General features: G+C 42.0%; 19 protein-coding genes. 10 read left to right on the forward strand and 9 right to left on the reverse strand.

All coding sequences use genetic code 11. The features are described 5' to 3' along the window. Positions 1-281 precede the first annotated feature (281 nt). From PV403_RS02970 to sufB, 6 genes are all read left to right on the forward strand, one after another. Positions 282-746 (forward strand): Dps family protein, encoded by a 465-nt coding sequence (locus PV403_RS02970; protein WP_160032912.1) that lies wholly within the window; start codon positions 282-284, stop codon positions 744-746. Between the two features lie 384 nt (positions 747-1,130). After that, positions 1,131-1,913, forward strand: coding sequence for a Fe-S cluster assembly ATPase SufC (gene sufC, locus PV403_RS02975; RefSeq protein WP_332083563.1), 783 nt, complete (start codon positions 1,131-1,133; stop codon positions 1,911-1,913). A 26-nt stretch (positions 1,914-1,939) separates the two neighbouring features. After that, entirely contained in the window at positions 1,940-3,241 is a 1,302-nt protein-coding gene (gene sufD, locus PV403_RS02980; RefSeq protein ID WP_332083564.1) for a Fe-S cluster assembly protein SufD, read from the forward strand. Beyond that, the gene (locus PV403_RS02985) at positions 3,238-4,461 is read left to right on the forward strand and encodes a cysteine desulfurase (RefSeq protein ID WP_285747533.1); all 1,224 of its coding nucleotides are present in this window, start codon (positions 3,238-3,240) and stop codon (positions 4,459-4,461) included. Before sufD ends, PV403_RS02985 begins: the two co-directional genes overlap by 4 nt. Further along, on the forward strand, positions 4,451-4,882 hold the full coding sequence (gene sufU, locus PV403_RS02990) for a Fe-S cluster assembly sulfur transfer protein SufU (protein ID WP_213532094.1): 432 nt from the start codon (positions 4,451-4,453) through the stop codon (positions 4,880-4,882). Before PV403_RS02985 ends, sufU begins: the two co-directional genes overlap by 11 nt. 20 nt (positions 4,883-4,902) lie before the next feature. After that, positions 4,903-6,300 (forward strand): Fe-S cluster assembly protein SufB, encoded by a 1,398-nt coding sequence (gene sufB / locus PV403_RS02995; protein ID WP_213532095.1) that lies wholly within the window; start codon positions 4,903-4,905, stop codon positions 6,298-6,300. Positions 6,301-6,541: 241 nt separating this feature from the next. Here the strand turns inward: sufB and PV403_RS03000 are convergent, their stop codons facing one another. From PV403_RS03000 to moaD, 4 genes are all read right to left on the reverse strand, one after another. After that, positions 6,542-7,174 (reverse strand): DUF1648 domain-containing protein, encoded by a 633-nt coding sequence (locus PV403_RS03000; protein WP_332083565.1) that lies wholly within the window; start codon positions 7,172-7,174, stop codon positions 6,542-6,544. A 47-nt stretch (positions 7,175-7,221) separates the two neighbouring features. After that, positions 7,222-7,479, reverse strand: a complete 258-nt coding sequence (locus tag PV403_RS03005) for an autorepressor SdpR family transcription factor (protein WP_332083566.1) — start codon at positions 7,477-7,479, stop codon at positions 7,222-7,224. Positions 7,480-7,745: 266 nt separating this feature from the next. Next, the gene (locus PV403_RS03010) at positions 7,746-8,801 is read right to left on the reverse strand and encodes an HD-GYP domain-containing protein (protein WP_332083567.1); all 1,056 of its coding nucleotides are present in this window, start codon (positions 8,799-8,801) and stop codon (positions 7,746-7,748) included. Positions 8,802-8,886: 85 nt separating this feature from the next. Next, entirely contained in the window at positions 8,887-9,618 is a 732-nt protein-coding gene (gene moaD / locus PV403_RS03015; RefSeq protein WP_332083568.1) for a molybdopterin converting factor subunit 1, read from the reverse strand. A 133-nt stretch (positions 9,619-9,751) separates the two neighbouring features. On the opposite strand from moaD, the gene PV403_RS03020 reads away from it, so the two are divergent. From PV403_RS03020 to yfkAB, 3 genes are all read left to right on the forward strand, one after another. Continuing rightward, positions 9,752-11,200 carry a bifunctional metallophosphatase/5'-nucleotidase gene (locus PV403_RS03020; RefSeq protein WP_332083570.1) on the forward strand — a complete coding sequence of 483 codons (1,449 nt, stop codon included), beginning with the start codon at positions 9,752-9,754 and terminating at the stop codon, positions 11,198-11,200. A 45-nt stretch (positions 11,201-11,245) separates the two neighbouring features. Beyond that, on the forward strand, positions 11,246-12,361 hold the full coding sequence (locus PV403_RS03025) for an HD-GYP domain-containing protein (protein ID WP_332083572.1): 1,116 nt from the start codon (positions 11,246-11,248) through the stop codon (positions 12,359-12,361). A gap of 101 nt (positions 12,362-12,462) precedes the next feature. Next, entirely contained in the window at positions 12,463-13,605 is a 1,143-nt protein-coding gene (gene yfkAB / locus PV403_RS03030; protein ID WP_213532099.1) for a radical SAM/CxCxxxxC motif protein YfkAB, read from the forward strand. Positions 13,606-13,711: 106 nt separating this feature from the next. On the opposite strand, the gene PV403_RS03035 is transcribed toward yfkAB, so the two are convergent. Continuing rightward, positions 13,712-16,372 carry a cation-translocating P-type ATPase gene (locus PV403_RS03035; protein WP_213532100.1) on the reverse strand — a complete coding sequence of 887 codons (2,661 nt, stop codon included), beginning with the start codon at positions 16,370-16,372 and terminating at the stop codon, positions 13,712-13,714. Between the two features lie 380 nt (positions 16,373-16,752). On the opposite strand from PV403_RS03035, the gene PV403_RS03040 reads away from it, so the two are divergent. Further along, the gene (locus PV403_RS03040) at positions 16,753-17,439 is read left to right on the forward strand and encodes an HAD family hydrolase (protein WP_332083573.1); all 687 of its coding nucleotides are present in this window, start codon (positions 16,753-16,755) and stop codon (positions 17,437-17,439) included. Positions 17,440-17,584: 145 nt separating this feature from the next. Here PV403_RS03040 and PV403_RS03045 read toward each other — a convergent pair whose 3' ends face one another. The 4 genes from PV403_RS03045 to PV403_RS03060 all read right to left on the reverse strand — a co-directional run bounded on the left by PV403_RS03045 (position 17,585) and on the right by PV403_RS03060 (position 22,411). Further along, a complete protein-coding gene (locus tag PV403_RS03045; RefSeq protein ID WP_332083575.1) occupies positions 17,585-18,688 on the reverse strand; it encodes a YheC/YheD family endospore coat-associated protein in 1,104 nt (367 codons plus the stop codon). Between the two features lie 16 nt (positions 18,689-18,704). Then, positions 18,705-19,817 (reverse strand): YheC/YheD family endospore coat-associated protein, encoded by a 1,113-nt coding sequence (locus PV403_RS03050; protein ID WP_332083576.1) that lies wholly within the window; start codon positions 19,815-19,817, stop codon positions 18,705-18,707. Then, positions 19,814-21,187 carry a YheC/YheD family endospore coat-associated protein gene (locus PV403_RS03055; RefSeq protein WP_213532103.1) on the reverse strand — a complete coding sequence of 458 codons (1,374 nt, stop codon included), beginning with the start codon at positions 21,185-21,187 and terminating at the stop codon, positions 19,814-19,816. The genes PV403_RS03050 and PV403_RS03055 overlap by 4 nt, the downstream gene beginning before the upstream one ends. A 108-nt stretch (positions 21,188-21,295) precedes the next feature. After that, positions 21,296-22,411, reverse strand: coding sequence for a YheC/YheD family endospore coat-associated protein (locus PV403_RS03060; RefSeq protein ID WP_332083577.1), 1,116 nt, complete (start codon positions 22,409-22,411; stop codon positions 21,296-21,298). Between the last annotated feature and the right edge of the window lie 25 nt (positions 22,412-22,436).

Below are 22,436 nucleotides of genomic sequence, written 5' to 3' on the forward strand. Positions count from 1 at the left end.
GTATATGATAAAGAATAAAACCAACTTCTTTACTTGGTATATCAGTATATCGGATTACTCTTCAATTTTATAGCATTTTTTTGGAACAATTATCCGAATAGGAAAACTATTCATGTTAGAGGTCAGTTGATAGATTTGTTTCATTAACTAGGCTAACGGGTAAATTTAAAATAGCAGCGAAGAGAAGAACAGCAGCATCTGATCTTCACCAAATAGAAGGATTTCTGATCTACATAAAGATTGGAAAATTACATTAAATTAAAAAAAAGGATGGGATATCAATGGCTAAATCAACCAATAAAACACAGACAAAAACAGGGGTAGAACAAATTCTAAACCGTCAGGTTGCGAACCTGAATGTAATGTATGTGAAAATCCATAACTATCACTGGTATGTTACGGGTCCAAACTTCTTCTCACTTCATGTAAAATTCGAAGAATTGTATAATGCAGTTACTCTTCAAATGGATGAAATTGCGGAACGTCTCCTTACTATTAAAGGTAGCCCTGCCGCAACAATGAAAGAATATCTTGAGCTTGCTTCTATTCAAGAAGCAGCTGGCGGCGAAGATACGAAAACAATGGTGCAAAATATTATTGAAGACTTTGCTACCTTGTCCGAGGAGTATGCTGAAGGTATTGAAGCAGCTGACGAAGCAGGCGATCAGCCTACAGCAGATATGCTAACTGGATTCCAAGCTGATCTTGAGAAACATATGTGGATGCTTCGTTCTTACCTTGCTTAATTATAAAGGAAAGATAAAGATTACAAAAAGGCTGACCTTATAAGGTCAGCCTTTTTGGTTAACGATGAAGGAATCATAATGAATTTATGAAAAAGGCGAATCTCATTTGATTCGGTACCCTATTTCATATAGAATTCATATGTATCAGTGGTTACAGTGCAGTGTTGCTGTCAAGTTGTGGAGAGTTTTAGGGAGAGAAGGGGATTTTCTTTCTGCAGTCTGTAAACTTTTTAACATAAATGACTTGAGAATCATTGAGAATCAGTTTAGAATTATTATAAAGTGATGCTTTATAAAGCGAAACTGGAAATCAAGGGGCGACCCTATTTAGATAAACAATATGATTTCGACTATGAAATTATTTTATTGGAGGTTAAGGCACATATGGCTACAAATTTCGTCATTGAAGGACTTAAAGCAGAAATAGAAGGTAAGGAAATTCTGAAAGGAATTAACCTTAGCATGAAAGGTGGAGAAATCCACGCAATTATGGGTCCTAACGGTACAGGTAAAAGTACTTTAGCTTCCGCACTCATGGGCCACCCGAAATATGAAGTTACTGGCGGTTCGGTAACATTAAACGGTGAAGATGTACTAGAAATGGAAGTTGACGAGCGTGCTCGTGCAGGTATGTTCCTGGCTATGCAGTATCCAAGTGAAATTGCCGGTGTAACAAACTCCGACTTCTTGCGTAGTGCGATTAATGCACGCCGTGAAGAAGGCAGCGAAATCTCTCTTATCAAATTCATTCGTCAAATGGAAGGTAAAATGAAAGAACTCGAAATGAATCCTGAGTTTGCTCATCGTTACCTGAATGAAGGCTTCTCCGGCGGTGAGAAGAAACGTAATGAAATTTTGCAAATGATGCTGCTTGATCCATCACTTGTCATTCTTGATGAAATTGACTCGGGTCTTGATATCGATGCACTTCGCATTGTAGCCAATGGTGTAAATGCAATGAAGAGCGAAGATCGCGGATTCCTCATCATCACTCACTACCAACGTTTGCTTAACTACATCAAACCTGATTATGTTCACGTTATGATGCAAGGTCGAATCGTAAAATCCGGAGGTCCTGAACTTGCTGAACGTTTGGAAGCAGAAGGTTATGACTGGATTAAAGAAGAACTTGGTATTGAAGATGAAACTGTAGGACAAGAAGCGTAAAGATTAACGGAGGAGGACAAAAGTAAATGACAACACAAACCATTCTTCCGGTTGATTCCGTAGCGCTTCGTGCGTTATCCGAAAGCAAAAATGAGCCGGCTTGGCTCGCAGATCAGCGCCAAGCAGCGCTTGAACTTGCTGGTAGCCTTGAGCTTCCGAAACTGGAAAAAACAAAAATCGAACGTTGGAATATTTCAGCATACGGTCAATATAAAGCAGCTAACGCAATCTCTTTGGAAGAGGCTCCTGAAACCATTCATTCTTTGATCAGAGAAGAAGAAGACGGAACTTTGCTGATTCAGCGTAATTCCGGTGTTGTGTATAGTAATCTTTCCAAAGAGCTAGCAGATCAAGGTGTTATCTTCATGGATCTGGAAACAGCAGTACGTGAACATGAAGATCTTGTTAAGAAACACCTTCATACAGCAGTGAAATCAGATGAACACCAGCTTGCTGCGCTTCATTCTGCAATCTGGAACGGAGGAGTATTCCTCTATGTTCCTCGTAATGTGGTTCTCGACAAACCGGTTCAGGCAATTCTGTTGTCTGATGATGGTACTGCAGCATTTGCACCACATATTCTGATTATTGCCGATACGAACAGCGAAGTGACCTATGTAGATAATTATGTATCTGGACAACTGGATGCCGAAGTGTCTCATATCGGGGTAGCTGAAGTATTTGTAAAAGCAGGTGCAAAAGTTCGTTTTGCAACGGTTCACCAGTTTGGAGACCAAGTGACGGATGTATCCTTCCGCCGCGCCGTTGTAGAGAACGATGGTTCCATTGAGTGGATCGTGGGAGAGATGAACATTGGCAATACGGCAAGTGATACGCTTTCTGTGCTAAAAGGCAATGGTTCAACATCCGATCAAAAAACAATTGCTGTAGGTGCTGGTTCTCAAAAACTGAATTACACCACACAAGCGAAACACTTTGGTAAGAGCTCTTCAAGTCAGATGATTACTCGCGCTGTTATGAGAGAAGAAGCAACAGCAATCATCAATGGTATTACCAAAATTGAAAAGGGTGCAACCAAAGCAGATGGTCAGCAGACAGAACGTGTTCTTATGCTTAGCCCGAAAGCCCGGGGAGATGCGAACCCAATTCTCCTCATTGATGAAGATGATGTTACAGCGGGCCACGCTGCCTCTGTAGGTCAAGTGAATCAAGAACAAATTTTCTATTTGATGTCACGCGGTATTTCCCGTACGGATGCGGAAAGATTGATCATTTACGGATTTTTGGCTCCTGTTATTTCTGATATTCCAATGAAAGAATTGCAAGTTCAATTGCAATCTCTCGTTGAAAGGAAATTAGGACAATGAACGCCGAAGAGATTCGGAAACAGTTTCCCATCCTGGATCAAGAGATCAATGGGCATCCGTTAGTATATTTAGATAATGCAGCGACTTCTCAAAAGCCGATTGCTGTAATAGAAGCCGTAAAACATTATTATGAGTGGGAAAACTCAAACGTGCATCGCGGAGTTCATACGCTAGGCAGCCGTGCCACAGATGCTTATGAAGGTGCTCGTCAAAAAGTGGCCAAATTCATCAATGCAAGACGTACACAAGAGATTATTTTTACGAGAGGTACAACTACGGCACTAAACCTTGTTGCATCCTCATATGGTCCTTCTGTACTTTCTGAAGGTGATGAAATTGTAATCACTCCTATGGAACATCATAGTAATCTGATTCCTTGGCAGCAACTTGCGTTACGCACAGGTGCTGTTCTGAAATATATTCCGCTTCAGCCAGATGGCAGTGTGTCATTGGCTGATGCAGAATCAACCATTACGTCAAAAACCAAAATCGTATCGATGGCATATGTATCTAATGTCCTTGGTGTAATCAACCCTGTGAAAGAGATTGCTGAGATTGCTCATCGTCATGGCGCTGTTATGGTCATCGATGGAGCTCAGAGTACTCCTCATATGAAAGTTGATGTACAGGATTTGGACTGTGATTTCTATACTTTGTCTGGACACAAAATGTGCGGTCCGACCGGTATTGGTGCACTTTATGGCAAGAAGGCGCTGCTTGAGTCCATGGAGCCGGTCGAATTTGGCGGCGAAATGATTGATGATGTTGGACTATACGAGTCCACATGGAAAGAACTCCCTTGGAAATTCGAAGGAGGAACTCCGATTATCGCTGGTGCAGTAGGTCTCGGTGCGGCTATTGATTTCCTTGAGGAAATTGGCATGGACGAGATTGCAAGACATGAGAGTGTTTTAGCCAATTATGCTATGGATCGTTTATCTGAGATTGAAGGAATCACCATTTATGGTCCTAAGAAACGTCATGTCGGCCTTGCAACGTTTAACTTAGAGGGTGTTCATCCTCATGATGTAGCGACTGTACTTGATGCAAGCGGAGTAGCAATTCGTGCAGGACATCACTGCTGTCAGCCGCTTATGCGGTGGCTTGAAGTAGGTTCTACTGCACGAGCTAGCTTTTATCTATATAATACGGAGCAAGACGTTGATCGTCTTGTCAGCGCCTTAATCCAGACAAAGGAGTATTTTAGTGATGCAACTTGATGATCTGTATCGGCGCGTAATTATGGACCACTATAAAAATCCGCGAAATCGGGGTACTTTTGCTGATGACGCAGTCACAGTAAATTTAAACAATCCGACATGCGGTGACCGGATTTCATTGCAGCTGAAAGTTAAAGACGGAATTGTCGAGGATGCAAAGTATTCAGGAGATGGCTGTTCGATCAGTATGTCTTCTGCTTCCATGATGACTGAGGCTATTAAAGGCAAATCGATGGAAGAAGCTTTGAACTTGGCAGAACGTTTCTCGTCCTTGATGCAAGGAGAGGAACAAGAATTTGACGAATATGAAGATATTGAAGCCCTATCCGGTGTAAATAAATTCCCCGCACGTATCAAATGTGCAACCCTTGCATGGAATGCACTGCGTAAAGGGATTGATGAGGATCACAAATCACAATAACGATAGGGAGGTAGACCCCGATGGCTAAAAAAGCTCCTGAAATGGAAGAATATAAATATGGTTTTCGTGACGAACACCAATCCATTTTTAAAACGGGTAAAGGTCTGACTGAAGAAGTAGTAAGAGAAATTTCCCGTATTAAAGAAGAACCAGAATGGATGCTTGACTTCCGTCTGAAGTCTTTGAAACAATTTTACAAAATGGATATGCCAAAATGGGGTGGAGACCTTGACGGTCTCGACTTCAACGATATCCAGTACTATGTAAGACCTTCTGAGAAACAAGGTAAAACTTGGGAAGAAGTACCAACAGAAATTAAAGAAACATTCGATAAACTCGGTATTCCTGAAGCAGAGCAAAAGTTCCTTGCTGGTGTATCTGCTCAGTATGAATCTGAGGTTGTATATCACAACATGCAGAAAGAACTGGAAGATCAAGGTGTAATCTTCATGGACACGGATACTGCACTCAGAGAACATCCAGAAATTTTGAAAGAGTATTTCGCTACGGTTATTCCTCCAGCGGATAACAAATTTGCTGCACTGAATAGTGCGGTATGGTCAGGCGGAAGCTTTATCTATGTACCAAAAGGCGTAAAATGTGAAGTGCCGCTTCAAGCCTACTTCCGGATTAACTCCGAAAATATGGGACAATTTGAGCGTACTTTGATTATTGCTGACGAAGATAGCTTCGTTCACTATGTAGAAGGCTGTACAGCTCCTGTATACAGCACAAATTCCCTGCATAGTGCGGTTGTTGAGATCATTGCCAAGAAGAACGCTCGTGTTCGTTATACAACCATCCAAAACTGGGCACCAAACATTTATAACCTGGTTACAAAACGTGCGGTTGCTGAAGAGAATGCAACGATGGAATGGGTCGATGGTAACATCGGTTCCAAACTGACGATGAAATATCCAGCAGTTATTCTAAAAGGCCGCGGTGCTAAAGGATCTGTACTTTCCATTGCGGTTGCTGGTAAAGAACAGCATCAGGATGCAGGGGCTAAAATGATCCACCTTGCACCAGACACAACTTCTACGATCGTATCCAAATCCATCAGTAAACATGGTGGTAAAGTAACGTATCGTGGATTGGCATCATTTGGACGTAACGCAGAAGGGGCGAAATCCAATATCAAATGTGATACATTGATTCTGGATAATGAGTCCACTTCGGATACGATTCCTTATAATGAGATCATGAACGATAACATTACTTTGGAACACGAAGCAACAGTATCCAAAGTATCGGAAGAGCAGCTGTTCTATCTGATGAGCCGTGGTTTGTCAGAAGCAGAAGCTACACAAATGATCGTAATGGGCTTTATCGAGCCGTTTACGAAAGAACTTCCAATGGAATATGCGGTAGAGATGAACCGTCTCATCAAGTTCGAGATGGAAGGTTCTATCGGTTAAACCAGTCATAGAAGAACTTTAGAGAATTTTTGAATTAATGTGCCACATTTGTGGACGATTCAAAAAGCATTATCAAATAAAGAAGACGAACTTTTTAAAGTTCGTCTTCTTCTTTTTTTATTAGTTTATTGAAATAATGGTTTCACTTCCTTGATATCATGAGTTTCCAACACCACTTTTTGGTCATCCGCAATTAGAATGGTTGGATATTTTTTCACACCTATTCTTTTAGATGCAGAGATTACGATACGCTACTGTTTTTATTAGTAAGATAAAAGAGGTAAGACCCGATATAACAAATGACGACTCCGCTAGCAAATATACTAATGTTATACCCTAGCATAGAACCACCCATGATATTCAATACAAAGGTAAGAATTCCAGCCAGAATAAAAACGGCAGAAGCCAGTTGATGCGTTTTCTTCCACACGGTTTCATTCGATAAGGTCCAACGGTTGGCAAAACCAAAACGATATCCTTTTCTAGCTCGATATAAATAGTTACCAACAATGATAAAGATGATGCTGACTGTCATATTTCCAAGCATGTAGAAATCAAACCGGTAACCTAGTCCGTATAAAATCATCGCAATTTGGATTCCGAGTAGAATAAAAATTGATATTTTATAAATCAGTGTGACTTCTAGAAGATTTGCACGGTGAACAAGACGCTTAGAGTTTTCACGAGTGAGTAGAAGCAGAAGCATGGTACCAGGAACGATGGCCAAGGCAACAAGCTTAGGTGCGGTGTTCGTAGGTGTATTGTCTGCTCCAAATTGAATAACTAATGTCTCAGGCAAGAATGGATAAGCAAATAAACCGAGGATAATCGTTATACCGATCAATACGAGTGAAAAAAGATTCTTTTTTATCATAAGATTCAAACTCCTCTCATTGAAAAATAAACACCGTACATTTCGTTTTATTCCTTGTTAAATTTGAGTGCCCAGTACATAATCTCTTGAATCATCGTTGTGTTGAGAGAATAGTGAATGAATTGCCCCTTTTTCTCTGCGAAAACTAAATCTGCTTGATTTAAAATGCTTAAATGATGTGAAATGCTTGGCTTTGTCATATGGAAATGGTCTGCAATTTCTCCCGCGGTCATATTTCCTTTTCTTAATAATTCAAGAATCTTCATTCGCGTGGGATCCGATAAAGCTTTAAATGTGTTAAACATCGATTTCACCAACATATCTATATTTAGATAATTTTCTAAATATAGAATAACAGTTAATTTCAATAAAAGGAACTGTTATCCAATATATTTAGTTACTAATTTATCTGATTTAAAGAATAAGAAAAGGCCGAGGAAAGATTCCTCAGCCTGTTTGTTATCTTTACCTGCTTGATTATAGACAACGCATGTAATGGATCTAAAGGGGACACCACATCAGTCATAGGTAACTTGATAGGGTTTTTATGTATAGGTTCTAGTTCGTACTGTTAAATATAAATTTCTACAATTGCGATATAACGATGCTTCGCAAGATCAATAAACCCATGAGGGCTTTTTACAAGAGGCCTGAAATAATCATTTGGATTATTCAGTACAATAATGCCAGTATCACCGGTAGTGAGCAGGACCTTTTTACCAATAAAATTCGGCAGCAAATGTTTGATAAAACTTTGGGTTACTTCTGCATTCAATTGACCAAAGCTAAGACCGTACAGCTCGCATAGGACAGAGATATACTCTTGTTTGGATTGATACACGCGAGTGGTAGTCATGGCACTGTAGACGTCTGCCACAGCCGCTATACGCGAATAAGGATGGATGTCATCCTTTCGCAGCCCATAGGGGTATCCGCTTCCATCTTCACGTTCATGATGCTGAAGTGCAGGGAGGGCAAGCAGTTCATTTCCTGTAGATGCAAGAATAATGTCATGTCCTTGCTTTGCGTGTTTTTTCATGATTCGAAATTCTTCGGTACTGAGTTTCCCGGGCTTATGCAATAGTTCTTGTGGGACTACTGATTTCCCGATATCAATGAGATATCCTGCTTTAGAGATGTTATAACAGTCCTCTGCTGAATAACCGAGCCAAGAGGCCATATAATACGTGAGAATGCCTACTTGGACTGAATGGTTATATGTATACTCATCATCCCGGTCTAAAAGCAGGAGCAGTGAGACAACATCCTTCTGTTCAACAAGTTGCTCTGTCATCGGTTGAAGCAGTTCATCAACCTCGTTCATGGCAATGGTTCCAGAGTTCATCGCTTGCTTGAAAATAGTAGCTGTTCCTGCCATCGTTGTATCAAACAACGGAACCAGCTTCATAAGTGACTCCCCGGGGGACGAAGTGACAACAGGGGTAGGAAAATCGGGCAACTGTACACTATCTGCGATGTCTACATAATCAATACCATGTAATTTAAGTCTATTAATATCGGAATCGTTAAGGAGAGAGCCTGCTGGCATCAGCTGCACACCGGAATGATTAAATGCATCACTTTCCAGTAACTGACCGGGCTTAAGATCGGTGACATGTAATCTCAAACAAATAAACCACCTTTAAGCATTGAATTTAAAAATATCATAACAAGAAAAAAATGGTATGACAATGACCTGTTAAAGGAAACGGTCATGTTTTGGGATTCCACGGTCCGGTCTGATGGCCCTTCCACTCGGATCCATCTGCCCATATTTCTTTTTTCCATATAGGCACAATTTCTTTCAGACGTTCAATAGCATATCTGCTGGCATCATAGCAATCGGCTCGGTGAGGAGAAGAAACCGCGATGACTACACTAACCTCTGCAATTCCTACTTTACCCAGTCGATGGGAGATGGCACACCGCGTTCCAGGCCAGCGTTGATCTATTTCTTGTCCTATCGTTTGCATCATAGATAAAGCCATAGGAATATAAGCCTCATATTCAAGAAGAATAGTCCGCTGATCTCCCGTCATTTCTCGTGTGGTACCAACAAAGGATAGGGCAGCTCCATGATTAGGAGTAATGACTTTATCCGTTACTTGTTCCACAGACAGTGGAGAGTACCCAATTGTATATAGCCCATCTGACGTGGTGTGGATCTCTTCATTGTCAGCGGAACCCGAAGTGGCTCCGTCTCCACCAGAAACAGGCGGGATGAGGGCGACTTCAACGTCTGTATTTAGTAGCGAGTGTGAGGGTGCGTATTCTTGGTTTATGGCAATAATCGCACTCTCTATCAGCCCTGCAGCATCGGGATATTGATGAATGAGTTCTTCTTTTACTTGCCCTGCTGTTGTAGATTCTGCTAATGTAAGTTCGACTCTGGATTTGCCAATTCTCTCAGCTATTCCTGCAAATAATAAAACGGTTATTTTCATTTTTTTCACCTCATTTTTGCTTGGGAAACCCTTTTAATATATCATATCTTACATAGAAATGTTATGCTTATCTATTAGAGGAAACGGAAAAAAAGGACCAGGCTGTATCATTTTTCCGGAGGAGGGAACGAAGATGAACGTTTTACACAAACAAATACTCACCATTCTTCACACGAATGATATCCATAGTCATTTTGAACAAATGGGCTCGCTTGCAGCGATGATTCATGAAGCTAAAGAACAATCTTCATCCGGAGAAGAAGTGCTCGTCCTTGATATAGGAGATCATATGGATCGGATGGCCGTAGAGACAGAGGGCACGATGGGCGGCGCAAATATTGATATCATTAATATGACAGGCTATGATGCGATTACAATCGGAAATAATGAAGGTCTAACGTTTACAGCAGATATTCTTGATCAAGCCTATGCAGGGATTTTATGCCCCGTTGTATGTGGGAACCTCCTATTAAAAAGCACAGGGAAACCTCCCTTATGGATGGAACCTTATCATATCATAAATAAAGGCGGGATTCGGATTGGACTCCTCGGAGCGACTGCTCCGTTTAACTCTTTTTATGAACTGCTTGGACTCGAAGCACTTGATCCGATGGAGACATTACGAAGTCAGGTTACCGAGATAAGGGATCAGGTTGATATTGTGATTGTATTGTCTCACTTAGGTCTTATGATGGATGAGAGAATAGCCGAAATAATAGAAGGGATTGATGTGATTCTAGGGGGACATACACACCATGTGCTTAAAGAACCGCTGCTCATAAATCGTACTGTGGTTTGCGGCGCGGGAAAATACGGTAAGTATTTGGGAAAAGTAACCCTCGAACGTCATCCTGGACAGGAGCGTTTTTCTTTGGTTTCTGGCGGATGTTATCCGGTGAATGAGATGCTCTTAGATGAAAATGTAACTGCGGCCATTCTCGCTCATCGTGAGCAGGCTGAGATTAGACTGAGCCGGACCGTAGCGATTACAGACAAAGAACTTCCTATTTCTTGGGATGAGGAGTCCCCCTTTGGTAATATATTAGCTCAGGCAGTAAGACAATTCACAGGGGCAGAACTCTCTGTTGTGAATGCAGGTCAGCTCTTAGGGGCGCTCCCAGCAGGAAATATTACGGAGGGTATGTTACATTCTTTATGTCCATCTCCCATAAATGCGTGTACAATTCAGTTAAAAGGGTCAGATTTGCGCAGAGCGCTGGAACAAAGTCTGCTTCCTGAATATAGAGAGCTAGAATTCAAAGGATTTGGCTTCCGAGGATATCAAATGGGGAATTTGTGTCTCGATGGTGCTGAAGTATATTATGATGATTCGCTGCCGCCTTATCATAAGATTACGGAGATTCGTGTTCAGGGAACCGTTCTAAGCGATGAGCAGCTTTATCAAGTAGGAACGCTTGATATGTTTACATTTAATATTGGTTATGAAAGTCTTGCTTTAGGTACCGACCTATCCTATCGATTACCCGAGTTTATTAGAGATTTGCTCGGTATGGAACTGCAAAGACCGGAGTCGCTAGAAGAAAGTTCGTTAGCCCGTTGGCATCCGATCATATCGAGGTAAAGGAACTGTTAGAGAGCATTTTAATGTAGGCAGGAGAGGGTGACCTTGCGTCTTGTACCCATTGCTATGCTTGAGCCCGGGATGAAACTCGGCAAGCGAATATATAATGATGAGGGTATTGTTTTACTCAGTGAACAAATTGAACTGACAACCCATCTGATCAAGCGAATCTCTCAGTTGGGTATTAGTTATGTATATATTCAGGATCCTCAAATGGAAGATATCGAGTTTCCTATTATGTTACGAGAAGAAACTAGGATCCGAGCGATGAAGGAGATTAAAGAGCAGTTCACCAGTCTAGCAGGCGGTAAAATGAAACATAAATATCCTTATTTAGGGAAAAAATTCACCGGTGTGATGGAGCTGATTCTTGAGGATATTTGTTCTCAGCCAGGTGTCATGATTATGATGACGGGAATGCATACCATGGATCACACTTTGTATGATCATTCGCTTAATGTATGTATTCATTCTTTGATTCTTGGTAAGGGACTCGGTTATGACAAAAATAAACTGATGGAGATCGGTCTTGGTGCGATGCTGCATGATATAGGCAAGACTCAAATCCCTCCTCATATTTTGCAAAAGCCAGGAAAGCTGACTCATGAGGAATATGAAATCGTAAAGAATCATACGTTATATGGATTCAAACTTTTAAAAGATGAACCTGGCATCCCTTTATTATCGGCACATTGTGCACTTCAGCACCATGAACGAATGGATGGTCAAGGTTATCCTCAAGGGCTAAAGGGATCGGATATTCACGAATACGGCAAACTGCTTGCACTTACAGACTCTTATGATGCCATGACCACGAATCGTGTATATCAGAATGCTCTGCTGCCTCATCAAGCAGTAGAAATGCTGTTCACGGGTACAGGAACACTCTATGATCAGCATATCTTGGAGGTTTTTAGGGATTATGTAGCTATTTATCCGGTCGGTCTTACCGTACAGCTTATCACGGGGGACACGGCAGTTGTTGTTCGTATCCATCCCGAAGCACCGCATCGTCCCGTTGTTCGAGTTATTAAAGATTCGGAAGGCAGGCAGCTGCATACTCCTTATGATCTCGACTTAATGGAACATTTATCCGTTATGATTGCGGGTGTGGGCGGGGAGGCAGTTATGATGACTTCGGTAGAGCCTCAGTTTACATAACGAGGTATTTTTGTTCGGTAAACAGATGTGATATACGAAATGAATAATGTTAAGGATTGCTTTATGCGATCCGTTTATTTTAGGAAGTAAGGTGAATTAAAATGAGTTTATTAAATCATGAATCGAATTCTTTACAAATTATTTCTCCGTCTTATGATCCTTGGGACCCTATTATGTCACTGCGAAAATATGGGCAGCATAAGCTGACAAGTGTAGAGATGACAGTGACTCACTTGTGTAATATGCGCTGCGAACATTGTGCCGTAGGAGACATGCTTGTCATGAAAGAGGCGCCTGCACTGCCTGTTTCTGAGATGATCAAGGCACTGGATCAGGTGGAGCATCTTGAAACGATTAGTTTGACAGGCGGAGAACCAAGTTTTCTCGAAAAAACGGTAGATGAAATGATTGTACCGCTGCTGAAATACGCAAGAGAACGGGGGATAAGATCCCAGATTAACTCTAACCTGACACTTGACCTAAGTCGTTATGAGAAAATGCTGCCTTATCTTGATGTTATGCATATTTCTTTTAATTATCTAAGTGCAAAGGATTTGCATGAGGTCGGATTTACAAACAGTCCGCGGCCGGTGAGTTATGAAGTAGCAGCAAGAATGTACGATAAAATGATGGAGAATTCTTTGAAACTCAGTGAGCAAGGAATGTTTATATCAGCCGAATCCATGATCAATTATCGCACGCATGATAAATTAGCTGGTATCCATCGTTTAATTGGACAAATGGGGGCAAAACGTCATGAAGTGCACCCGATGTATGCGTCTAATTTTGCGGCTTCTCTGCCGGTACTTTCATTAGATGACATGCGTGCAAGTATCCATGGACTGCTGGATGCCAGAGACAAAGACATGTGGATGTTGTTCGGAACCCTTCCATTTTACGCTTGTAATGGGGGAGAGGAAGATCGTAAGCTTATCTCAAGACTGCATAAAGAGCCAAATGTAACGGTTCGTAATGATCCGGATGGTCGCAATCGGGTTAATGTGAACATGTTTACCGGTAATGTGTATGTGACGGATTTTGCAGATATCCCTGCTTTCGGCAACATTAAAAATAAGAAGCTTGATGATATTTTTGAAGAATGGACGACAAATCATCCACTTAATCAGACCGTAAACTGTTTTTGTGATGCTGCTCAGTGCTGTGGACCTAACCTGCTTGTAGCAGATATGTATTATAAGGATGTAGATTTCAAAACGAGAAAAGCATTCTCTGATATCGTGTAACCTAATGAACTTAAGTAAATATAAGGTTATCGTCAGGCAAGAAGAATTTTCATAAAGGAGAGGCAGTCACGTCATATACGTAACTGCCTCTTTTTAGATTTATTCGTTAGGAAGTAGCCTGATCATCTTTACGCATGCTTACTCGTATAAATTTAATTACTTCCATCAGCAGTACGGAGCCGAGGGCAAGTCCACCGGCAATAAGGAACTCATTCCATCCAAACGTTGCTGGAATGGAGAAGATACCGCGCACGCCAGGAAGCAACGTAATTCCGTAAAGAACGAAACATAGCAGGACGGCTCCAATAACATACTTATTGGACAAGAAGCCAACCTGGAAAATCGTTTGCTGGCTGGAACGTGCTGCAAAGGTCTGCAGGGTACGTGCCAGAATCAGCGTTGTAAAGGCCATGGCCACACTCATCTCCGGCGAATGTTGAAGGCCAATATATTGGGAGATAATAACAGCGATCCCGATAAGGAGACCTCTGGTAATCACTGCTGTGAGCGTTCCACCGGCAAAGATACCTTCGTTAATATCACGCGGCTTCCGCGACATCACATTCGGTTCTGCTTTTTCCATCCCCAGTGCGATGGCAGGAAGCGAGTCATTCGCTAAATTGATGAACAAGAGCTGAATCGCTGTAAATGGATTAATCCAGTCCACAATCAAGGCGAAGAGAATCGCTATAATTGCACCTAAATTTCCCGCAAACAGATAAGCGATCGCTTTCTTAATGTTATCAAATACAGTACGACCTACTTCAACGGCATTAACAATGGAAACGAAATTATCATCCGTCAGAATCATGGCCGACGCATCTTTAGCTACGTCCGTACCACTGCCCATTGCAACCCCAATATCCGCTTGTTTCAATGCAGGAGCATCATTAACTCCGTCACCCGTCATAGCGGTGATTTGGCCTTTTTTCTGCCAAGCACGAACAATTCGGATTTTATTCTCTGGTGATACACGAGCGTAGACGGAGATTTGTTCTAACTTCTGATCAAGTTCTTGTTCAGACATGGCATCAAGTTCTTGACCTGTTACCGCAATATCTCCCTCACTCATGAGTCCAATATCTCGTCCAATAGCCTGAGCTGTTGTTTTATGGTCGCCTGTAATCATGACCGTACGGATTCCTGCTTTTTTGGATTCCACAATTGAGTCAAAGACCTCTTCACGCGGAGGATCGATCATTGCGGTAAGACCGACAAGGACAAGGTCGTATTCGTCACTTACATTGATCTCCGTTGTTTCATTTGGAATGTTTTTATAAGCATAGGCAAGAACACGAAGCGCTCGTTTAGAGAACTCTTCATTTTGATGACGGAACTGTTCGATCATTTCATCTGTGAGCGGTTGTTCTTCGCCGTGGATGAAGACACGATTACAACGACTGAAGAGTACGTCAGGTCCGCCTTTTGTCAAAATTGTTTTCTGTCCATCAAAGGTATGGATGGTAGACATCAGTTTTCGATCTGAGTCGAAAGGAATTTCAGCTTCTCGTGGGAACTGGTCCCGAATTTCTCGGTAATGTTTGTTTTTAGTATTACTAAACGCAATAAGCGCAATCTCCGTTGGATCACCGAGTTCTTTTCCTTCTTCATTGATATGAGAATCGTTACAAAGTACAGCAATGTGCAAGAGTCTTCGTTCTGCAGCGGTTAACGTATCTGGATCATCTGGAAATTCTTCTTTGGTTCCTTCAGGCAGATAATAATCGACCACGGTCATTCGGTTTTGAGTCAGTGTACCGGTTTTATCTGTACAAATTACACTTGTTGAACCTAGAGACTCAACCGCAGGCAGCTTACGAATAATCGCATGCTGTTTTGCCATTTTATTCGTTCCCACGGAAAGAACAATCGTCACAATGGATGATAAAGCTTCCGGGATGGCGGCAACGGCAACAGCAACAGCGAACATAAGAGCATTCAGGATCGATGCAGTCATATCAACTGAATTATTGTTAAAGTAAATACGCGCTGCTTCTACGCCGAAAATAATAACGGACAGGATGAGAATGAATATCCCTAGTTTTTTACTGAATTTATCTAATTTACGCTGGAGCGGTGTTTGCTTAGATTCTGCACTTTCAATCAGACCTGCAATTTTTCCAATCTCTGTTTGTTCTCCGGTAGCCGTAACGACAATCGTTCCTCGGCCGTAAACCGTAAGAGCACCGCTAAATACCATATTAAGGCGATCACCAATAGCAGCTTCACCTTCTATAGGATCGGTATGCTTCTCAACAGCTTCCGATTCACCGGTCAGCATACCTTCGTTTACCTTTAGGCTGCCGGATTCAATGATACGTCCGTCTGCAGGCACATTGTCTCCTGCCTCAAGCAGCACAATGTCGCCGGGTACAAGTTCTCTGGCAGGTATCGTTATACGTGCACCGTCTCGAATGACTTTCGCTTCGGGAGCAGAGAGGTTACGCAGGGCATCAAGTGAACTTTCTGCTTTTCTTGTTTGCACCACACTAACGATGGCGTTAAGAACAAGGACAAGAAAAATAATTAAAGATTCAATATATTGCCCGAGGAAAAGCTGAACAGCAGCTGCGATAAGAAGTACAATGACCATGGGGTCTTTAAAGTTTTCTAAAAAAAGTTTCCATATGGGATCTCTGTCTTTTGCTTTCAGTTCATTATAGCCTTCTGAATCCAGTCGTTTTTGTGCTTCTGTACTGGAAATTCCTTGTTCTGAACTTTTTACTTTGCTGAGAACCTCTTCTTTACTTTGTTGATAGTAATTCAATTCGAATTTCCCTCCCTTGTTATTCTGGCTGCCAAAGATTTCAATTAGGCCTGCATTCTCTTTTGCCTTATGTATATTTCAAGCATCAGCAAAAGAAAGTAATGATCTCTCTCCGTGTAATTTCTCCACACCCTCCTCTTGTTATGCTTGAATCATAAATACTCTGTTCATTACCCGCTTAAATAAGCGGAGACACCCCATTTTTTCAGTTAAATATATATCTTTTGTGAATCGAATCCATTTCAAATGAGTGATGGAATGGATTCAATCGATTTATATTTTACATAACTCCGGTTTACATGGCTGTTAAAAAATGCGTATCATATATATAGATCGTTATATACTTCGAAATATGTTGTTACGGAAAGGATGCTGCAATAATGAATCAAATGGTTACCCTCAAAAAGCCGGAGGCCATGATCTTTGATATGGATGGTACTCTTTTTCAAACAGAATCACTTCTTATCCCCGTATATCACCGCCTGTTTGATATCTTGAGGGAGGAAGGGCATCATGAGGGTCCGACTCCGCCTGATGAACTTATGCTGGGATGTCTCGGGATGTTGCTGCCGGATATATGGAATAAAGTAATTCCGAATGCGACAGATGAGGCGAAGGCTCGTGCAGATGAGCTTCTTCTGCAGCTTGAACTAGAAGATCTAAAAGCAGGATCTGGAGTCCTTTATCCAGGAGTAAAAGAAACACTTCAAGAGCTTCATAACAGGGGTGTCAAACTTTTTGTGGCAAGTAATGGACTAGAACATTATGTAAAAGCTATAGCAGAAATCCACGGAATCGCCGAATGGTTTGACGATCTTTACAGTGCAGGTGAATTCAGTACTGCTTCAAAAGTAGATCTGGTGAAGCTGCTTCTAGATAAGCACCAAATTAGAAATGCGTGGATGGTAGGAGATCGTTCTTCCGATGTGGAAGCGGGGGCCGAGAATGGTCAGACCGTTATTGGCTGCGCCTATGCTGGGTTTGGTAACGAAGACGAACTGAAGGGTTCAAGTGCATATATAAATGACTTCACGGAGTTGCTCGAGCTGTACAACAAAGCCGAGTAGATAAATTAGGAATACCTATTAAAGTATGCATAAAAAATAAAACAAGCCGCTAGTTGTTATATACTTTCCTACATGAAGGAGGGAACGCCCCTCCAGTGGACAGATATAACATATGCGGCTTGTTTTTGGCATATTTTTATAAGGATTATCTGTTTTTTTGTTTATAGAGCCACAGCGAGTATTCAAGAGGTTTAATAATGGCCTGACGGTATATCTTATCTTGACCAATCTCAATAAATACTTCACGTGCAGGTTTAGGATTGACCTCAATAAGATAAATATGGCCCTTCTTATCGATAGCCAGATCGAGAGCCAGTTCACATAAATCACCGTAGGTTTTCTCCAGGTACTTAGCAACCTCAATACCGAATTCTTCTGCTGTTTCTCGAACCTCGTTTCGTTTTTCGGGAAGGGAGATCCATCTCGATAAAAGTTCGTTCATCTCTGCAGCTCTGCCACCGCCATGCAGATTAGAAGTTACGCTTCGCTCTGCACCAATTCGTCCTGCACAGCCGGTACACTCCCACTGCCCATGTTTATTCTTCTGTACGAGCATACGGTAATCGTGAACCCGACCATTGGGAAGTTTTAGTTGAACGCCTTCTTGGATGATATAACGAGTTTCCGTATCTGCGGAAGGAAGGAACGTGGATATATTCTCTATTTCGATCTTTTTAGGTGATAGGATACGTCTCTGTTGATCCCGTCCTTGTACAAGTAAGATGTTATCGTTTTTTGAGCTGCGCTCGATACGTAAAATTCCACGGCCGCCCGTACCATTAATCGGTTTCAGGTAAAGAAGTTTGTGTTTTTTTAGCATTAATTTGACATCGGCCGTGCTTCCATACAGTTTAGTATCAAGTAAAAAAGGACGAAAGAGTGCTTTTTTATTCAATGCTTGATGCAAGGTCCACTTATTACGAAGCGGACGATTTAGAAATAGAAGATGTGCATATTTTTTGCGAAAACGAAGCAGTTCCTGGAATCGTTCTCCCCGCTGAATCCGGCAGCGATCAAAGATAAGGTCCGGAAAAGAACGCCATCTACGGATCCAGCGGTTCTGCTCAGGTAAATACATCAGGGCATGAATCAGTTCTTTGCTGGAATTTACATCGGAAGGAGTGAATACATACACGTCAATGCCCAGCTTTTGGCCTTCTTCAATCATCTTCTCATAGACTTTTTTCTCTTCAAGATGCTTTTTATCGTTAAGGTACAGCGTGAGTATGCCTAGGACAGGTGACGGCATAAAAGGATCACCTTCTCTAATTTTCTATTTGTCTCGCTAAATAGGTGCAGTAATGAATGATTCGCTCGAGTGATCGCTTGCGTATCAAAGGCTCATCGAATTTCATCGGTTTTGCATTGGCTTCAAAGAAACAGATGCCTCCGCTTGGGTTAACACCGAGATCCATGGACATCTCGCCAAGTCTATGACCTGCTGCCTTTTCCACTTGTTTTGCAATGGTGATAGCGGTCTCTTTCACATGATTCATAATTTGGCTTGCTCTTTCTGAACCGAATACTTCGGACAACAGTTCATGCGGATCCTCCACGCTGCCGCCGCGGGGAACATGTGTTGTAATACTTTTCAGTCCAGCAAGTCTAGCCCCAATTCCCGAGAGGCTCCATACGCCTTTGTTGTTCTTTTGGACCAGTACGCGAAGATCAAAAGGCCGGCCTTTATAGGTGGCGAGTTTGATTCCTTGCTGAATGATATATTTGCAATCTTCCGTTTCTAATTGGACTCTGTTCCAAAGTTTCTGTAGAGTAGCTGCCTTGTAAGTCACACTTTTTTTGTTATCTTGTATCCGAAGTATATAAGGCAGTTTCTCTTTCTGCTGAAAAGTAAGCCGCATAATTCCTTTGCCTGCTTTCCCATTTTCTGGCTTTAAATAAACATAAGGATATTGCTCCAGTACTTTTCCTAATCCTCGCCGGGTTCGAAGTCTTTTGGTATAAGGGATAAAATCACGGGTAGACTTTCCTTTACTAAGCCATTCAAACAGATCCCATTTATTAAAAAAATAAGGATTGAACAGAGTGATGCCTGGATGATCCAGACACTCCTGTATTTTTTTCTTTACCAATGGATCTTGTTCATCTTCCCGCTGAGGAATACGATTATAGATCACCTGAGGAAGGGGGAACAGGTCTTGGACCCATTCCTTTACGTGTTCATCATAACGATATCCTTTAATTTCTCGAGAAGACAGCTTCAGGTCGCGAACGGTTACGATGTATACGGAACAACCAAGCTCTTCACCGGTGTTGATAATGTCACGAAAATTGTTGCGATTTCCTCGAAAGAGAAGCTTCTTATCATGCATGGTCAGAATCGCAATAGTAGGCTTCGTGTCCCGGATCTCGCCAATCACAAATCTTCCCTCTGATGGAACTGACTTAGATATAAACAGTGGTCTACTATGTGTTCCACCGATGCTTTCCCCTCTGTTCTGAGCTGAGGGTGACGGAAGATCGATCGCCCTGGTTTTGCGTTCGCTTCGAACATCCATACGTGTTCCTCCTGATCAATGCCAAGGTCAAATCCGATTTCACCAAGAACGTGCTTATGATGAAATTCAATGGCCTCTGCAAGTTTTATAGCGACATCTTTTGTTTTCTGCAAAACTTCAGATGATCTGCTGCCAAATGTTTTGCTGAGCGCTTGTTCTGGTGTCATTAAAGAACCGCCGTTTTTTATGTGGGTGGTAATGGATCCTTTTCCGGCTTTTTTAGCCCCGATCCCCACGACAACCCATTTGTTGTTTCCATTCTTGTGCATGTGAAATCGAAAATCGATAGGGCAACGGTCAATTTCTATGAGTCTAATTCCTTGCTGTGCAACATAGTCATGAGACTCCGAGCCAATTTTTGTTTTTAACATTCGGGCAAGGCTTTTAAACGTCTTAAAGCGCAAAAGTACATTACCGCCTGCTTTACGATAACGGCAAAAATATCCGCGGCTCGGCAAATAGGTCAATCGATAGATACCTTGACCCAGGCTTCCGGAAGAAGGTTTATAATACACAATTTGATGTTTTTCTAACATTTCATTGATAAGCTCCATGCTTGGATTCAGATGGGACTCGGGTACATAACCATTGACGGTTTGATCATCTTCGAGGAGTTTGTATATATCTGATTTATTAAAGAAACTCCAGTTAAAGAAAGGGATGTTTTTACGTTCAAAACGATCTCGGAGCTGGTTAGTAGAATACGAGAAATCAGATCGTCTGCTCGGCAGACGATTATAAATCACATCAGGAAGCGGTACACGCCTTCTGACAAATCCGCCAGAGCTGTTAAGGAAATACCCGTTTACCGTTTCACTGCTCCAGTCAATATCTCGAGGTGTAAAACCAAATGTGTACGATTTCTGATTTCCTTCTCTGAGTAACTGTTTCACAAAGCCGGTTCTTGAACCAAAGGGTTTGGTAGCAGAGGGGGGGCCATCCGATAAAATCCCAATTAGTGGTCCGAGATGCACTTCGTCTCCTTCGACATTTTTTACAAGGATGCCGCCGGTTGTTGGTACCTTAATCGCACTGCGAACACCACTTGAAAGATAGATATGTTTTCCGCTTTTCTTCATTGGCTTTAGATTTACTTGAATCCGATTTTTCCCCAGCCGGATATGAACATTTTTTTTACCGGATAATTGAAAATTTTTAATGAGGGCATTAGATAGATAGATGATTTTCTCCGGCCGCTTCGTAAAATGCAGATTGCACAATGTCAGGCTCATTTATTTTTATCCTCCTATCCCAAAAACGCAAAGGATTATTGATGTGTATATTTACAGAACTGGCAGTTTGCTTTGGAGGGATTTATTCCATTCTTATTTGTGATTACTCTAATGAATAGGTGATCCTTGTGAACGGAGCAGCAGATAACGAGCGTACTCTAGCGGTCGATTACAAGCTTTATTTATACTCTCGGAATCACCGGAGAGAAGGAAGGCAGCACGCCCTGGTTTAGAGTTCACTTCAAGAATCCATAGATGACCGTTTCGGTCGATTCCGTAATCAATGCCAAGCTCGCTGAGTCTTCCATAGCGGCTTTCTAGAATACTCGGAATGAGAGCAGATAGTGTTGCTGCTTGTGCGAAAAGAAGTGAGGTAATTTCTTTTCCGTATTCTTGTTCAAGAAAAGTGTGGGCAATCTTTGCTGTTCCGCCGCCGTGAAGGTTGGAGGTAAGACTGCCCGCCGTGCCTTCCCGAATAACCAGCCCGCTAAGGTCCCATTGTCCAATACCATTTTTTTGTACCAAAGCTCTAAGGTCGAATGGTTTCGTATCTTTATTCATGAGCGGCAAAAATGGCTGGATAATGTAAGGTTTGGCGATGAGAATACGATGCAGCTGTGCAAGGCCGGAAGAAAGATGGGAGAATCGTTTCTCGAAGCTCCGGTTGTACCGGTTTCGTCCCTGAATATATAGAGTTTGCTCTGCTGAAATCCACTGTGCCCTCACGGTGCTTTTGCCATGGGATCCTGCTTGCGGTTTCAGAAAAACGCCATCCGGATGTATTTTCAACCATGTTTTCAGCTGGTCTTTAGAGGTGTAAAGTTCAGTCTCGGGTAAATGTTTATGCAGTATTTCATATGATTTTAGTGTCTGATATACATGCCATTTGCCTGGCAGTGCTCTTGAGAGAAACCGGATTTTGCGGGAAGCAGATTTGCTTGCCTGGCGTAATCTGCGCCGAAATACTCCAGGAACTGGAGTGAGACAACGGTCGTAAATCAGATCAGGCAAGTCGATCGTTTCCTGAGTCCAGTTCTCATTTACATAGCGATATGCTTGATATTTTCCATTGGGTGCAGACCCTTTAGGAGTAATAACCACGACGTCCATATCAAATTTATCACTTTCCTGACATAACCTTTGGCAAAAGACTTCATCCGCAAAAGGAGGTGAACCTTCTCGTTCATTAACGAGAACTCCGAGAGTACCGAGTGTTCCTTGCATATCTCATGTTCCTCCTTTCTGGTGT

This window comes from Paenibacillus sp. GYB006 (assembly GCF_036577645.1).
Classification (GTDB): domain Bacteria; phylum Bacillota; class Bacilli; order Paenibacillales; family Paenibacillaceae; genus Paenibacillus.

What these genes read in the sequence shown, in the direction of transcription:
- PV403_RS03055 (WP_213532103.1), bottom strand. Translation starts at nt 21,187, where the DNA reads ATGAGCCTGACATTGTGCAATCTGCATTTTACGAAGCGGCCGGAGAAA.
- PV403_RS03045 (WP_332083575.1), bottom strand. Translation starts at nt 18,688, where the DNA reads ATGCCGTCACCTGTCCTAGGCATACTCACGCTGTACCTTAACGATAAA.
- PV403_RS03020 (WP_332083570.1), top strand. Translation starts at nt 9,752, where the DNA reads ATGAACGTTTTACACAAACAAATACTCACCATTCTTCACACGAATGAT.
- PV403_RS03005 (WP_332083566.1), bottom strand. Translation starts at nt 7,479, where the DNA reads ATGTTTAACACATTTAAAGCTTTATCGGATCCCACGCGAATGAAGATT.
- PV403_RS03000 (WP_332083565.1), bottom strand. Translation starts at nt 7,174, where the DNA reads ATGATAAAAAAGAATCTTTTTTCACTCGTATTGATCGGTATAACGATT.
- PV403_RS02985 (WP_285747533.1), top strand. Translation starts at nt 3,238, where the DNA reads ATGAACGCCGAAGAGATTCGGAAACAGTTTCCCATCCTGGATCAAGAG.
- moaD (WP_332083568.1), bottom strand. Translation starts at nt 9,618, where the DNA reads ATGAAAATAACCGTTTTATTATTTGCAGGAATAGCTGAGAGAATTGGC.
- yfkAB (WP_213532099.1), top strand. Translation starts at nt 12,463, where the DNA reads ATGAGTTTATTAAATCATGAATCGAATTCTTTACAAATTATTTCTCCG.
- sufC (WP_332083563.1), top strand. Translation starts at nt 1,131, where the DNA reads ATGGCTACAAATTTCGTCATTGAAGGACTTAAAGCAGAAATAGAAGGT.
- PV403_RS02970 (WP_160032912.1), top strand. Translation starts at nt 282, where the DNA reads ATGGCTAAATCAACCAATAAAACACAGACAAAAACAGGGGTAGAACAA.
- sufB (WP_213532095.1), top strand. Translation starts at nt 4,903, where the DNA reads ATGGCTAAAAAAGCTCCTGAAATGGAAGAATATAAATATGGTTTTCGT.
- PV403_RS03060 (WP_332083577.1), bottom strand. Translation starts at nt 22,411, where the DNA reads ATGCAAGGAACACTCGGTACTCTCGGAGTTCTCGTTAATGAACGAGAA.
- sufU (WP_213532094.1), top strand. Translation starts at nt 4,451, where the DNA reads ATGCAACTTGATGATCTGTATCGGCGCGTAATTATGGACCACTATAAA.
- PV403_RS03040 (WP_332083573.1), top strand. Translation starts at nt 16,753, where the DNA reads ATGAATCAAATGGTTACCCTCAAAAAGCCGGAGGCCATGATCTTTGAT.
- sufD (WP_332083564.1), top strand. Translation starts at nt 1,940, where the DNA reads ATGACAACACAAACCATTCTTCCGGTTGATTCCGTAGCGCTTCGTGCG.